The 12,397-nt window shown below is 69.9% G+C and carries 13 protein-coding genes; 4 read left to right on the top strand and 9 right to left on the bottom strand.

Features of this window, described 5'->3' with window-relative positions; genetic code table 11:
• On the top strand, positions 1-300 hold a 300-nt coding region (locus tag ACFWPA_RS16985; RefSeq protein ID WP_378571109.1), incomplete at its 5' end, for an HNH endonuclease signature motif containing protein.
• A 138-nt stretch (positions 301-438) separates the two neighbouring features.
• On the opposite strand, the gene ACFWPA_RS16980 is transcribed toward ACFWPA_RS16985, so the two are convergent.
• Positions 439-1,074: a hypothetical protein gene (locus ACFWPA_RS16980; RefSeq protein ID WP_378508098.1), complete on the bottom strand. Its 636-nt coding sequence runs from the start codon at positions 1,072-1,074 to the stop codon at positions 439-441.
• Between the two features lie 85 nt (positions 1,075-1,159).
• The gene (locus ACFWPA_RS16975; RefSeq protein WP_378508099.1) at positions 1,160-1,657 is read right to left on the bottom strand and encodes a MarR family transcriptional regulator; all 498 of its coding nucleotides are present in this window, start codon (positions 1,655-1,657) and stop codon (positions 1,160-1,162) included.
• Between the two features lie 92 nt (positions 1,658-1,749).
• On the opposite strand from ACFWPA_RS16975, the gene ACFWPA_RS16970 reads away from it, so the two are divergent.
• Entirely contained in the window at positions 1,750-2,628 is an 879-nt protein-coding gene (locus ACFWPA_RS16970) for an alpha/beta fold hydrolase (protein ID WP_378508100.1), read from the top strand.
• A gap of 51 nt (positions 2,629-2,679) precedes the next feature.
• Here ACFWPA_RS16970 and ACFWPA_RS16965 read toward each other — a convergent pair whose 3' ends face one another.
• The 6 genes from ACFWPA_RS16965 to ACFWPA_RS16940 are packed head-to-tail and all read right to left on the bottom strand — an operon-like array spanning position 2,680 to position 10,769.
• On the bottom strand, positions 2,680-4,683 hold the full coding sequence (locus ACFWPA_RS16965) for an acetoacetate--CoA ligase (protein ID WP_378508101.1): 2,004 nt from the start codon (positions 4,681-4,683) through the stop codon (positions 2,680-2,682).
• Positions 4,684-4,685: 2 nt separating this feature from the next.
• Positions 4,686-5,510: an HpcH/HpaI aldolase/citrate lyase family protein gene (locus tag ACFWPA_RS16960; RefSeq protein ID WP_378571106.1), complete on the bottom strand. Its 825-nt coding sequence runs from the start codon at positions 5,508-5,510 to the stop codon at positions 4,686-4,688.
• A complete protein-coding gene (locus ACFWPA_RS16955) occupies positions 5,507-6,001 on the bottom strand; it encodes a MaoC family dehydratase (RefSeq protein ID WP_378571104.1) in 495 nt (164 codons plus the stop codon). Before ACFWPA_RS16955 ends, ACFWPA_RS16960 begins: the two co-directional genes overlap by 4 nt.
• Complete coding sequence (locus ACFWPA_RS16950; RefSeq protein ID WP_378571101.1) at positions 5,998-7,161, bottom strand: acyl-CoA dehydrogenase family protein; 1,164 nt, start codon at positions 7,159-7,161, stop codon at positions 5,998-6,000. Before ACFWPA_RS16950 ends, ACFWPA_RS16955 begins: the two co-directional genes overlap by 4 nt.
• 6 nt (positions 7,162-7,167) lie before the next feature.
• Positions 7,168-9,204: a biotin carboxylase N-terminal domain-containing protein gene (locus ACFWPA_RS16945; protein WP_378571099.1), complete on the bottom strand. Its 2,037-nt coding sequence runs from the start codon at positions 9,202-9,204 to the stop codon at positions 7,168-7,170.
• Between the two features lie 5 nt (positions 9,205-9,209).
• The gene (locus ACFWPA_RS16940; protein ID WP_378571097.1) at positions 9,210-10,769 is read right to left on the bottom strand and encodes a carboxyl transferase domain-containing protein; all 1,560 of its coding nucleotides are present in this window, start codon (positions 10,767-10,769) and stop codon (positions 9,210-9,212) included.
• Between the two features lie 104 nt (positions 10,770-10,873).
• Here ACFWPA_RS16940 and ACFWPA_RS16935 point away from each other — a divergent pair, with 104 nt between their 5' ends.
• Together ACFWPA_RS16935 and ACFWPA_RS16930 are read left to right on the top strand one after the other, a co-directional pair.
• Positions 10,874-11,473 (top strand): TetR/AcrR family transcriptional regulator, encoded by a 600-nt coding sequence (locus ACFWPA_RS16935; protein ID WP_378571095.1) that lies wholly within the window; start codon positions 10,874-10,876, stop codon positions 11,471-11,473.
• 114 nt (positions 11,474-11,587) lie between these two features.
• Positions 11,588-11,917: a YnfA family protein gene (locus ACFWPA_RS16930; RefSeq protein ID WP_378508108.1), complete on the top strand. Its 330-nt coding sequence runs from the start codon at positions 11,588-11,590 to the stop codon at positions 11,915-11,917.
• A 79-nt stretch (positions 11,918-11,996) separates the two neighbouring features.
• Here ACFWPA_RS16930 and ACFWPA_RS16925 read toward each other — a convergent pair whose 3' ends face one another.
• Positions 11,997-12,287: a GlsB/YeaQ/YmgE family stress response membrane protein gene (locus ACFWPA_RS16925; protein ID WP_378571093.1), complete on the bottom strand. Its 291-nt coding sequence runs from the start codon at positions 12,285-12,287 to the stop codon at positions 11,997-11,999.
• Positions 12,288-12,397: the final 110 nt, after the last annotated feature.

Below are 12,397 nucleotides of genomic sequence, written 5' to 3'. Positions count from 1 at the left end.
CCCCGCCGACTCCGCCGCGCCCTCGACGCCCGCGACTGCGGCTGCGCCTACCCAGGATGCGGCCGACCCACCGCCTGGACCGACGCCCACCATATTCATCACTGGGCCAACGGAGGCGAAACGAAACTGTCGAACCTGGTGCTGCTCTGCCGCTTTCACCACCGATATATCCACAAAGGCAAATGGACTGTGTACATCGGAGACGATGGCCATCCGTGGTTCACACCCCCACACTGGATCGACCCCGACCGGAAACCCATCCCGGCACACAATCGAAGACAGTTGCTGTTCAGCACCTGAAACACCCTGAAACACAATAGAACCACGGAGCCGCCGAGGCCACGACCGGATAGGTCGCGGCCTGGGCGGCTGCCCGTCCGAACGCCGCACCAGCGCAGGTCGGCGCGTGCGGCACCACGGGAAGTCCGTTTCGGTGCGCTACCACGGTGTGGAGGCGTCCAACTGCCTTACCGACGCCAGCACACCTCGACCACCGTCCCACTCGCCGACCAGCGTGGGTCCGTCCGGATCCGCATCCACCGGTTGATGGTGCACAACGACTTCGATCCTGCCCGCGCCGATGATGGTGCTACCACCGTGATCCGCGACGCTGACCCGCGTGACGGCGGGAGCCTCGGCTCCGCCGGCCCCGCTGCCCCGGACACGAACCGTGCTGGCGATCCTTCTCGGCTCAGCATCATCGACGTGGATGTACTGCTCGGCCTCGCGGCCACCGCCGTAGACAACGACGAGCAGTTGCTGCACGTAGACAGGGTCGGTTGTCGCGTCATAGACGTAGCGGCGCCCGAGCACCGAATGATCCATCTCCCCGATCAGCCGCGCGCCGACCAGCGGCGTCGAACGATAGGTCATCGGTACCTGATGGATGACGTCGTCGGCGCCGCGCACCAGGTGCGTCTCCACACCGACTTCACCCGCCGGATCGTCAAACCGGAATGCACCAACCCGCTCCAAGGCGGGCGCGGCACCGACACCGAAGTGCGCGCGCGGCAGCCAGTTTCGGATCAGGTCGATCTTGGTGGGAGACAACTCTGCGTCATACAGAAGGGCCATGCCACCGATCGTAGCGACGACGCCACCGGCGCGCCCGCCGCGAACCCCGCGGTGCGGCCTTGCCACCTCCGAACCGCGCCGTACGCTATCCGCCTTCCTCGCCGCCCGCCTGTGCCTCGACCGCTCGGGTCATGTCGGCAAGGAATCGGTCGACGACCGCGCGGTCCTCGACGCTGTACCCACCGATCACGGCCGTCGCGTTGGCGATCACCGGACCGAAGAACGACCAGCCGAGTTCCACGGCATGCGGGGTGACGTCGACGCGGACCCGTCGCCGGTCCCGCTCGTCCCTGGTCCTCCGCACGAGCCCCGCCCGCTCCATCCGATCAACCAGTGCGGTCACCGACGCCGAATTGAGGTGCAGCTGTTCGCGCAGCCACGTCGGGGTCGCGGCCCGCCCGGCACGGCGGGCATCGAGCAGGCAGATCAGGGCGCGGACGTCGGTGGCGTGCAACCCGTTCACCCGCGCGAACTCGGCACCGATCAGGTGTAGTTCGACCATCAACGCGCGCAGTCGGTGGACGGTGCCGAGCGGGTCCTCACCGCGCACCGGGTTCTCGTCGGCCTTGCTGCCGGTGTCCATCCGCAACTCCAGGTGTCGACAACTCGATGCCGACACCCTACTATCTCGACAACCAAAGTATCTCGATTCATCGAGCTATCTAAGGAGTGGCCGTGCGCACGTTCGCCGACTTCACCGCCAGCGTCGAGGGCGCCGCCTTCCGGCGCGCCTACGACCGCGTACTCGGAAAGTGGCCCGTCGAGGTGACCAGCACCGACGTGGAGTCCCGGTTCGGCACCACCCGGGTGCACTCCTGTGGCCGCGCGGATGCCCCACCCGTCGTGTTGCTGCCCGGTGCGGGCGCGACCTCCACGGTGTGGTTCGCGAACGTGGCCGCTCTCGCCGAGAACCACCGGGTCCACGCGCTCGACCTGCTCGGCGACGCGGGATGCAGCACCGCGCACGGCGACCCGATGCGCACCGCCGACGACCTACTGTCCTGGTTGCACGCCGTCACCACCGGACTTGGCCTCGACACATTCCGCCTCGTCGGGCATTCGTACGGCGCGATGATCGCACTCGCCTTCGCGCTCCACCGCCCGGACCGGGTCTCGACCCTCGTTCTGCTCGACCCCACGTCGTGTTTCGCGGGATTCCGCTTCCGGTACCTCGCCCGCGCCGCACCGATCCTGCTGCGCCCCACCGAGACCCGGGAACGCGCCTTCATCCGCTGGGAGACCGACGCGGCGCCGATCGACGACGATTGGCTCACCCTCCTCGCCCTCGGCGCCGAGCACTTTCCGACATCGAGGACCATCGTCCCGAAACGGCCCCGCCGCGCCGCGCTCGCCGAGTCCCCGGTGGACACAACCGTGATCCTCGCGGCCGACAGCAAGGCACACCGCAGCGGCCGACTTGCGACCACGATCTCGACGACCATGCCGCGGGCCCACGTCACGGTCCTGGACGGCGCCACCCACCACACCCTGCCGATGACCCCCGCGGACACCCTCAACGCCGCACTGATCCGCGCGCTCGGCCGGACCACCTGATCGGGAAGGATCGACCCCGCCTACCGGGGCCGATCCTTCCGTCCGGTCGCGTCACCGCTTGCGGGCGGCGTACCAGTCGATCAGGTCGGGTGCGTCGACGGCGCTGCGATCGACGATCCGGGACGGATCCCCGCCCTGCAGGATCCGCTTGAGCGGCACCTCGAGCTTCTTCCCGGTGCGGGTGTGCGGGATGCCGGGCGCGGCGAGGACCTCGTCGGGGACGTGCCGCGGCGACACCTGGTCTCGCACCGCGCCGCGGATCCGCTCGCGGAGCGCGTCGTCGAGTTCCACCCCCTCGGCGAGGACGACGAACAGCGGCATCCAGTATCCGCCGTCGGTCCCCTCGACGCCGAGTACGAGCGCCTCCGCCACCTCGGGCAGCCCCTCGACGGCCTGATAGATGTCGGCGCTGCCCATTCGAATACCGTTGCGGTTCAATGTGGAATCCGAACGTCCGTGTACCACGACACTGCCCCGGTCGGTGATCGTGATCCAGTCCCCGTGCCGCCACACCCCCGGATAGTCGGCGAAGTAGGCGTCCCGGTAGCGCGCACCGTCGGCGTCGTTCCAGAACGACACCGGCATCGACGGCATCGGGCGGGTCACCACCAGCTCCCCGACCGCGCCCCGCACCGACCCCCCATTCTCGTCGAACGCGTCGAGGGCGACCCCGAGGTACGGCACCGACAGCTCACCCGGCCACACCGGCACCGTCCGGACGCCACCGGCGAACGCCGTCACCACATCGGTTCCACCACTGATCGAGAACACCGGCACCGTCTCGCCGACGTTCTCGGACAGCCACATCGACGACGACGGCGGCAGCGCGGAGCCGGTGATCCCCACCGACCGCAACGCGGACAGGTCGTGCGCGTCCCGGGGCACCACACCGGCCTTCGCGCACCCGAGCAGATAGCCGGGACTGGTGCCGAGCATCGTCGCACGAGTGCGGGACGCCAACTCCCACAACGCGTCCGGCGCCGGGTACGACGGGCTGCCGTCGTAACAGACGATGGTCGCACCGACCAGCAGCGCCGCGACCTGGAAGTTCCACATCATCCAGCTGGGGCTGGTGTACCAGAACAGGGTGTCGGCGGCGCCGATGTCGTTCTGCAGCGCCAATGACTTCAGATGCTCGAGCACCACACCACCGTGACCGTGCACGATGCCCTTCGGCAGCCCGGTGGTGCCGCTGGAGAACACCACCCACAGCGGATGGTCGAATGGGACGTCGACCGGATCCAGCGGCGCCGCCCCGGCGGTCGCCTCGGCCCAGCACAGCACGGCCCCCGGCGGCGGCGGGCCCGCGGGCTCCGCCGACTCGTCGTCGGCCGCGCCGCCGAGGTGCGGGGTGCGGACCGTCAGGCGCAGCGTCGGCAGTCCGGCGCGGAGGTCCGCGACCTCGGCGTCGCGTCGGTGCACCGTGCCGCCGAACCGGTACCCGTCCGCGACGATCAACGCGACCGGGTCCAGCTGCCCGAGCCGGGCCAGGGCGGCGGGTGCGGAGTAGTCCTGACCGCACGCCGCCCACACCGCGCCCAGGCTCGCGGTCGCGAGGAACGCGATCACCGCTTCCGGAATGTTGGGCAGATACCCGACGACCCGATCCCCCTGGCCGACGCCGTGTGCCTTCAACGTGGCCGCCAGCGCACCGACCTGCCGCCGCAGTTCCGCCCAGGACACCGAGGTGTCGGCGACACCCTCCCCGGAGTAGCGGATCGCCGGCCTGCGCCGCGTCTCGTGCCGCAACGCCTGCCGGGTGTAGTTCAGCCGCACGTCCGGGAACCAGCGGGCGCCGGGCATCGTGTCATCGACGAGGGCCGGGCCGGGCTGCGTCGGCGACTGGACCTCGAAGTACTCCCACACCGAGAGCCAGAAGTCGTCGAGGTCGTCGACGGACCACCGCCACAGGGTCGGGTAGTCGGGCAACCGGACACCCCATCGTCCCTCCGCCCACGAGGCGAAGTCGGTGACGCGTGCCCCCTCGACGTCCTCGTCCGACGGAACCCACTGCGGCCCCGTCGAGTGGTCCCCCGCTGCGTGTGGTCCCGTCATCGTCACTCGACCTCCTGATCACCCGCCCGACGCACGATCCGCTCGGCGTGCCGGAACACCGGGGCGTCCACCATCTTGCCCTCGAAGGTGAACACGCCGCGCTCCGCACCCGCAGCGGCGAGCAGCCTGCGCGCCCAGTCGAGGTCATCCCGTGTCGGCGCGTACGCCTGCCGCACCACCGGGACCTGGCTCGGGTGGATCGACACCTTGGCGTCGAACCCGACCGCGACGGCGTCGTCCGCCTCGGCCCGCAGGCCGGTGAGATCACCGATGTCGAGGTACACCGCATCGAGGGCGAGCCTGCCGTGCGCCTTCGCGGCGAGCAGCGACACCGACCTGGCGTGCCGTGCCACGTCCCGGTAGGTGCCGTCGGCGCGGCGGCTGGAGTTCCCGCCGAGCGCGGCGACCAGGTCCTCGGCGCCCCACATCACGCCGATCGCGTTGGCGACCTGCACCGATTCGGTGACGGTCAGCACGCCGAGCGGGGACTCGATCAGCGCGATCACCTGCCTCGGCGCCAGCGACCGCACCTGGTCCGCGGACTCGCACTTGGGGAGCATCACCCGCGGATAGTTCGTCGATAGCAGCGCCTCCAGGTCGAGCCGCTGGTCGTCGGTGCCGTGCGCGTTGATCCGGACGACGGTCCGCCGCGGGTCGAGCGGGGTGTCGATCAGGGCACGCCTGGCCGCCTCCCGGTCACCGGGCGCGACGCCGTCCTCGAGGTCGAGGATCACCACGTCCGCCGCGGCGGCGGCCTTCGCGAACCGCTCCGGCCGGTCGGCCGGGCAGAACAGCCAGGCGGGCCCCGGGGGGCTCCACTCCGTCATTGCTCCCCCTCCGGGCGCATCCGGACCATCGTGGTGCGGACCGCGGTGGCGACGACGTCGCCGTGCTGGTTTCGGGCGGTGTGCGCGAAGGTCACGATGCCCTCACCGGGCCTGCTCCTCGACGCCCGCTTGTCGACGATCACGGTCTCCGCGTACATCGTGTCGCCGTGGAACAGCGGCATCGGGAACGCGACCTCGGAGAACCCGAGGTTGCCGACGATGGTGCCCTGCGTCAGCTGCGCCACCGACAGGCCAACGAGGGTGGACAGGGTGAACATCGAGTTCACCAGTCGAGCGTTGAACGGCGGCAGCGCGTCGGCGAACGCGGCGTCGAGGTGCAGCGCCTGGGTGTTCATCGTCAGCGTGGTGAACAGGACATTGTCGGACTCGGTGACGGTCCGGCCGGGCCGGTGCTCGTAGACGACGCCGGTCTCAAACTCCTCGAACCACAGGCCGCGCTGGACCACCCGGCGCGGCTGCGCGCCGCTCACAGCCCCGCCTCCCGCGCGATCAGCATCAGCTGCACCTCGGTGGTGCCCTCGCCGATCTCGAGGATCTTGCTGTCCCGGTAGTGCCGGGCGACGGTGTACTCGTTCATGAAGCCGTAGCCGCCGAAGATCTGCGTCGCATCGCGGGCGTTGTCCATCGCGGCCTCGCTGGCGACCAGCTTCGCGATCGACGCCTGCTTCTTGAACGGCTTGCCGGACAGCATCAACGCGGCCGCGTCGTAGTAGGCGGTGCGGGCGGTGTGTGCGCGGGCCTCCATCCGGGCGATCTTGAACGCGATCGCCTGGTTGGCCCCGATCGGGTGCCCGAACGCCTCCCGCTCCTTCGCGTACTTCACCGACTCGTCGACGCAGCCCTGCGCGGCGCCGACGGACAACGCCGCGATCGCGATCCGGCCCTCGTCGAGGATCCGCAGGAAGTTGGCGTAGCCGCGACCGCGTTCGCCGAGCAGGTTCGCTCGCGGGACCCGCACGTCGTCGAAGGACAGCGGGTGGGTGTCGGAGGCGTTCCAGCCGACCTTGTTGTAGGCGGGTTCGGCGGTGAACCCCGGCGTGTTGGCGGGCACCAGGATCGTCGAGATCTCCTTCTTGCCATTGTCCTTCACCCCGGTGACCGCGGTGACGGTGACCAGGGTCGTGATGTCCGTTCCGGAGTTGGTGATGAACTGCTTGTTGCCGTTGATCACCCAGCTGTCGCCGTCCTCGCGGGCGGTGGTGCGGGTGCCGCCGGCGTCGCTCCCTGCGCCGGGCTCGGTCAACCCGAACGCGGCCAGGCTGCGGCCACTCGTCAACTGCGGCAACCACTCCTGCTTCTGGGCGTCGTTGCCGAACCGGTACACCGGCATCGCGCCGAGCGACACCCCGGCCTCGAGGGTGATGGCGACCGACTGGTCGACCTTGCCGAGTTCCTCAAGCGCCAGGCACAGCGCGAAGTAGTCGCCGCCCTGGCCGCCGTACTCCTCGGGGAACGGCAGACCGAACAGGCCGAGGTCCGCCATCCCGTCGATCACCTCGTACGGGAAGGTGTGGTTGGCGTCGTGCTCGGCGGCGACCGGCGCGACGACGGTCTGCGCGAAGTCGCGGACGGTCTTGGCGAGCTGCTCGTACTCGTCGGGCAGCGACCCGGTGGAGAGGTAGTCGGTCATTGCTCGTCAACCCTTCTCGTTCAATGCATTCGGGATCACTCGTGCCAGCAGTTGATCGACCTTCACCTGGTCGCCCGCGGCAGCAAACACCTCGACGGTTCCGTCGATCGGTGCGGTCAGTGCGTGTTCCATCTTCATTGCCTCGACAACGACGATCGTGGTTCCCGCGGTGACCGCGGCCCCGGAGTCGACGCCGACCGCGATCACGGCCCCGGGCATCGGGCTGGTCAGCTCCGCCTCCCCGGCGTGCGCGTCGCCAGTGCGGACGTTGACCTCCGCGACCTCGCGGACCATCACGACCCCCGACGACGACGCCAGCCACAGGTGTCCGTCGTTGGCGGCAGCCCGGTACGTCGCACTGCGCCCGTCCACCACCACACGCAGCAGTCCGCCGTCCAACGATGCGGTCAGGGAACGGGTTTCACCGTCCTCAAGCGACACCTCGGCGAGGTCGGGGCGACCGGTGATGCGCACGTGCTCGGTGCGCGTTGCGGTGGCGAGCCGGATGCCGGTGGGCGCTGCGCCGCCGACCCGCCATCCGGTCGGCACCGACCACGGGTCGGCCGGGCCCTGCGGCCACCGGGTCAACCAGCGGTACACGCCGGCCGCGACGACCTGATCGTCGGTGGCGTCGGGGGGGAGGTAGTCGTCGACCCTGCGGTCGAGCAGGCCGGTGTCGAGGTTGCCCGCGCGCACGTCGGGGTCGGCGAGCAGGAACCGGGCGAAGTCGATGTTGGTGACGACACCGAGGATCGCGGTCCGCGCGAGGGCACGGTCGAGGCCGCGCAGCGCCGTCGCACGGTCCGGGCCGTGCACGATCACCTTCGAGAGCATCGGGTCGTAGTCGCTGCCGACCACCGTGCCGACCCGCAGGCCGGAATCCACCCGCACCCCGGGGCCGCTCGGCTCGACGAGGTCGACGACGGTGCCGCCGGTCGGCAGGAAGCCGCGGGCCGGGTCCTCGGCGTAGACGCGGGCCTCGATCGCGTGCCCGGTCATCGTGACGGCGTCCTGGCCGAGTGTCAGCTTCTCCCCTGCCGCGACCCGCAGCTGCCATTCGACCAGGTCGACGCCGGTGACCATCTCGGTGACCGGGTGCTCGACCTGCAGCCGGGTGTTCATCTCCATGAAGAAGAACTCGTCCGGACGGTCCGCGGAGACGATGAACTCGACGGTGCCGACGCCCGCGTAGTCGACGCTGCGGGCCGTGTTGCACGCCGCAGCGCCGATCCGGGCCCGGGTCGCGGCGTCCAGCAGCGGTGACGGCGCCTCCTCGATGACCTTCTGGTGTCGGCGCTGCAGGCTGCACTCGCGTTCACCGAGGTGGATCACGTTCCCGTGGATGTCGGCGAGGACCTGCACCTCGATGTGCCTTGGCCGCAGCACGAATCGTTCCAGGAATAGGGTGTCGTCGCCGAACGCGGACGCCGCCTCCCGGCGCGCACTGGCCAGCGCCGCGGGCAGGTCCGCGGGATCCTCCACCAGCCGCATGCCCTTGCCGCCGCCGCCCGCGGACGGTTTCACCAGCACCGGGTAGCCGACCTCGCCGGCGGCGTCGATCAGTTCGGAGTCGGTCAGGCCCGGCCTCGCGATGCCCGGCACCACGGGCACATCGAACGCGGCGACCGCGTTCTTGGCGGTGATCTTGTCGCCCATCACCTCGATGGCGTGCGCGGACGGTCCGAGGAACGCGATGCCCGCCTGCTCCAGTGCCGCCGCGAATGCCGCGTTCTCGGAGAGAAATCCGTAGCCCGGGTGCACGGCCTGCGCGCCGGTCCGCAGCGCCGCGTCGACCACCTTCCCGATGTCGAGGTAGCTCTCCCTGGCCTGCGCCGGGCCGAGCCGCACCGCGGTATCCGCCTCGTGGACGTGCCTGGCGTCGATGTCGGCGTCGCTGTAGACGGCGACCGAGCGAATCCCCATCGCGCGCAGGGTGCGGATCACCCGGACCGCGATCTCGCCGCGGTTGGCGACAAGGACGGTGCGGAACGCGCCCGCGGTGTCGGAAGATGGTGCCGTCGTCATCATTTCGCTCACAGTCATGTCGCTCACATCCGGAAGACGCCGTAGGAGACGGGCTCGATCGGCGCGTTCGCACACACCGACAGGGCCAGTCCGAGAACAGTTCTGGTGTCGGCCGGGTCGATGATGCCGTCGTCCCACAGCCGGGCGGTCGAGTAGTAGGGGTTGCCCTGCGCCTCGTACTGGGCACGAATCGCGTCCGGGTCGCTGCCGGAGCCGACGGTGCCGAGCACCGACGCCGCCTGCTCGCCGCCCATCACCGAGATCCGCGCGTTCGGCCACATCCACAGGAACCGGGGCGAGTACGCCCGCCCACACATCGAGTAGTTGCCCGCGCCGTAGGAGCCGCCGATCACGACGGTCAGCTTCGGTACCCGCGCACAGGCGACGGCGGTGACCATCTTCGCGCCGTGCTTGGCGATGCCGCCCGCCTCGTAGTCGCGGCCGACCATGAAGCCGGCGATGTTCTGCAGGAACACCAGCGGGATGGACCGCTTGTCGCACAACTCGATGAAATGCGCGCCCTTCATGGCGGATTCGGCGAACAGGACGCCGTTGTTGGCGACGATGCCGACCGGGTGGCCGTGGATCCGCGCGAAACCGGTGACCAGTGTCTTGCCGTATTCGGCCTTGAACTCCTGGAAGCTGGTGCCGTCGCGGTGGTCGGTCTCGGCGGCGCCGTCCACGATCCGGCCGATCACCTCGTGCACGTCGTACGGGGTGCGCGGGTCGGTGGGGACCACGTCGTAGAGCTCGTTCTGATCGGCGTCCGGGTCCACGGTCGCGGCGACCTCCCATGGCCGCGGGCCGCGCGGGCCGAGCGTGGCGACGATGTTGCGCACGATGCGCAGCGCATCCTGGTCGTCGGCGGCGAGGTGGTCGGTGACCCCGGAGACCTTCGAGTGCAGGTCCCCGCCGCCGAGCTCCTCCGCGGTGACGACCTCCCCGGTCGCGGCCTTCACCAGCGGCGGGCCACCGAGGAAGATGGTGCCCTGGTTGCGGACGATGACGGCCTCGTCGCTCATCGCGGGCACGTACGCACCGCCCGCGGTGCACGACCCCATCACCGAGGCGATCTGCGCAATCCCCCTGGCGCTCATCGTGGCCTGGTTGTAGAAGATGCGGCCGAAGTGCTCGCGGTCCGGGAACACCTCGTCCTGCCTCGGCAGGAACGCGCCACCGGAATCGACGAGGTAGATGCACGGCAGGTGATTCTGCAGCGCAATCTCCTGCGCGCGGAGATGCTTCTTGACCGTCATCGGGTAGTAGGTGCCGCCCTTGACGGTCGCGTCATTGGCGACGATCACGCATTCCCGGCCCGCAACCCGGCCGATGCCCGCGATCATGCCCGCGCCGGGGCATTCGTCGTCGTAGAGGCCGTTCGCCGCGAGGGGCGAGAACTCGAGGAACGGACTGCCCGGATCGAGCAGGGTGTTCACCCGGTCCCGCGGGAGCAGCTTGCCCCGGTCGACGTGCCGTTGCCGGGACCGCTCGCTGCCGCCGAGCGCGGCGGCGGCAACGCGCTCACGCAATTCCGTCACCAGCCGCTCGTGTTCGGCCCTGTTCAGATCCCCGTCGAAGCCCATTCCGCCACCTGTCCGGTCAATTCGGTTAACGGTCAATAACCGAATTCAAGATAACCGTGCTTAACTGAGTTGTCCATACCCAGGGAAGTACAGGAGGTGACGGCGTGACGGACGACGTGTCCGCCCCGACGCGGCGGAGCCAGGCCAAGGCCGACCGCCGCCGTCAACTGCTGCACGCGGCCGCACGGCTGATCGCCGAACGCGGCTACGCGGGCGTCCGCCTGGAGGACCTCGGGTCCGCGGTCGGGATCAGCGGTCCCGCCGTGTACCGGCACTTCCCGAACAAGGAGGCCCTGCTGGTCGAACTGCTCGTCGACATCAGCGCGCGCCTGTTCGACGGCGGCACCGACGTGGTCGAGGGGGCGCGGGACCCGGACGCCGCGCTCGCGGGCCTGGTCGAATTCCACCTGGACTTCGCGCTCGGCGAATCCGACCTGATCCGGGTGCAGGACCGCGACCTCGCCTCGCTGCCCGACGCGGCGCGGCGGCAGGTACGACAGTTCCAGCGGCGGTACGTCGAACTGTGGGTTCAGGTGCTGCGCGAGACCGACCCCGCGCTGACCGAGACGGAGGCCCGCACCAAGGCGCACGCGACGTTCGGCCTGATCAACTCGACGCCGCACAGCGCGGCGCGGACCACCCCCAGCCACACCCGCGACGTGCTGCGCCGGATGACGACGGCGGCGCTCGCCCCCGGCGTCTGACCGCGTGACCCGCCAGGCGCGCGGACGTTTCCACGCGCCATCGTCGACGCCGAACGCGGACACACCCCCACCGTAGGTCGCGGCCAGGCAGCACGCCCCCGATACCGTGCTGACATGACCGTCGCCAAGTCCATTGCCCTGTTCGCCATCGCAGCCGTGTTTGAGATCGGCGGCGCCTGGTTGGTGTGGCAGGGCGTGCGGGAACACCGTGGCTGGCTGGTTGCCGGTCTCGGGGTGCTCGCCCTCGGCGTCTACGGGTTCGTCGCGACACTGCAACCGGACGCGAACTTCGGCCGGATCCTCGCCGCGTACGGGGGCGTGTTCGTCGCGGGATCGCTGGTGTGGGCGATGGCCCTCGACGGATTCCGGCCCGACCGCTGGGACCTTCTCGGCGCGCTGATCTGCCTCGCCGGCGTCGCCGTCATCATGTACTCACCCCGGTAGCCGCGCCGCGAACGCCGCGCGAAGCACCAGGATCTCGTTGACCGGGCGCGGGGCGACGCCGGGCGGCACCCCCCAAGGACTACGCGTGCCTGGCGGGACCGGAATGGTCCATTCCCCGAGCGATCGCCTGGTAGCCGAGGGCGAGGACGGCCGCTGCCGCGATGCTGATGACCCAGCGGATCCAGTCGACGCCGCCGGTGTCGCCCTGGCCGAGCAACCCGTCCCACACCCAATATCCGATGAGAGCGCCTGCGATGCCGAGCACCACGGTGATGATCCACCCCATCGCCTGCTTACCGGGGATGATCAGGCGGGCGAGCACGCCGATCACGGCACCGAAGACGATGGTGCCGACGATGTTCCAGAACATTGCGATTCTCCTCTCGGACACCGAGCGGGACGAGAAGTCTGTAACCCCTCGATGGTGGCACAGTCCAACGCCGAGCGGAACCCCATTGCCGCGCAACGGCGCCGACGACG

The organism is Rhodococcus sp. NPDC058505 (assembly GCF_042720095.1).
Taxonomy (GTDB): domain Bacteria; phylum Actinomycetota; class Actinomycetes; order Mycobacteriales; family Mycobacteriaceae; genus Rhodococcus_G.
The sequence above is the reverse complement of the archived record's forward strand: the minus strand, read 5'-3'. Positions and strand labels throughout refer to the sequence as shown.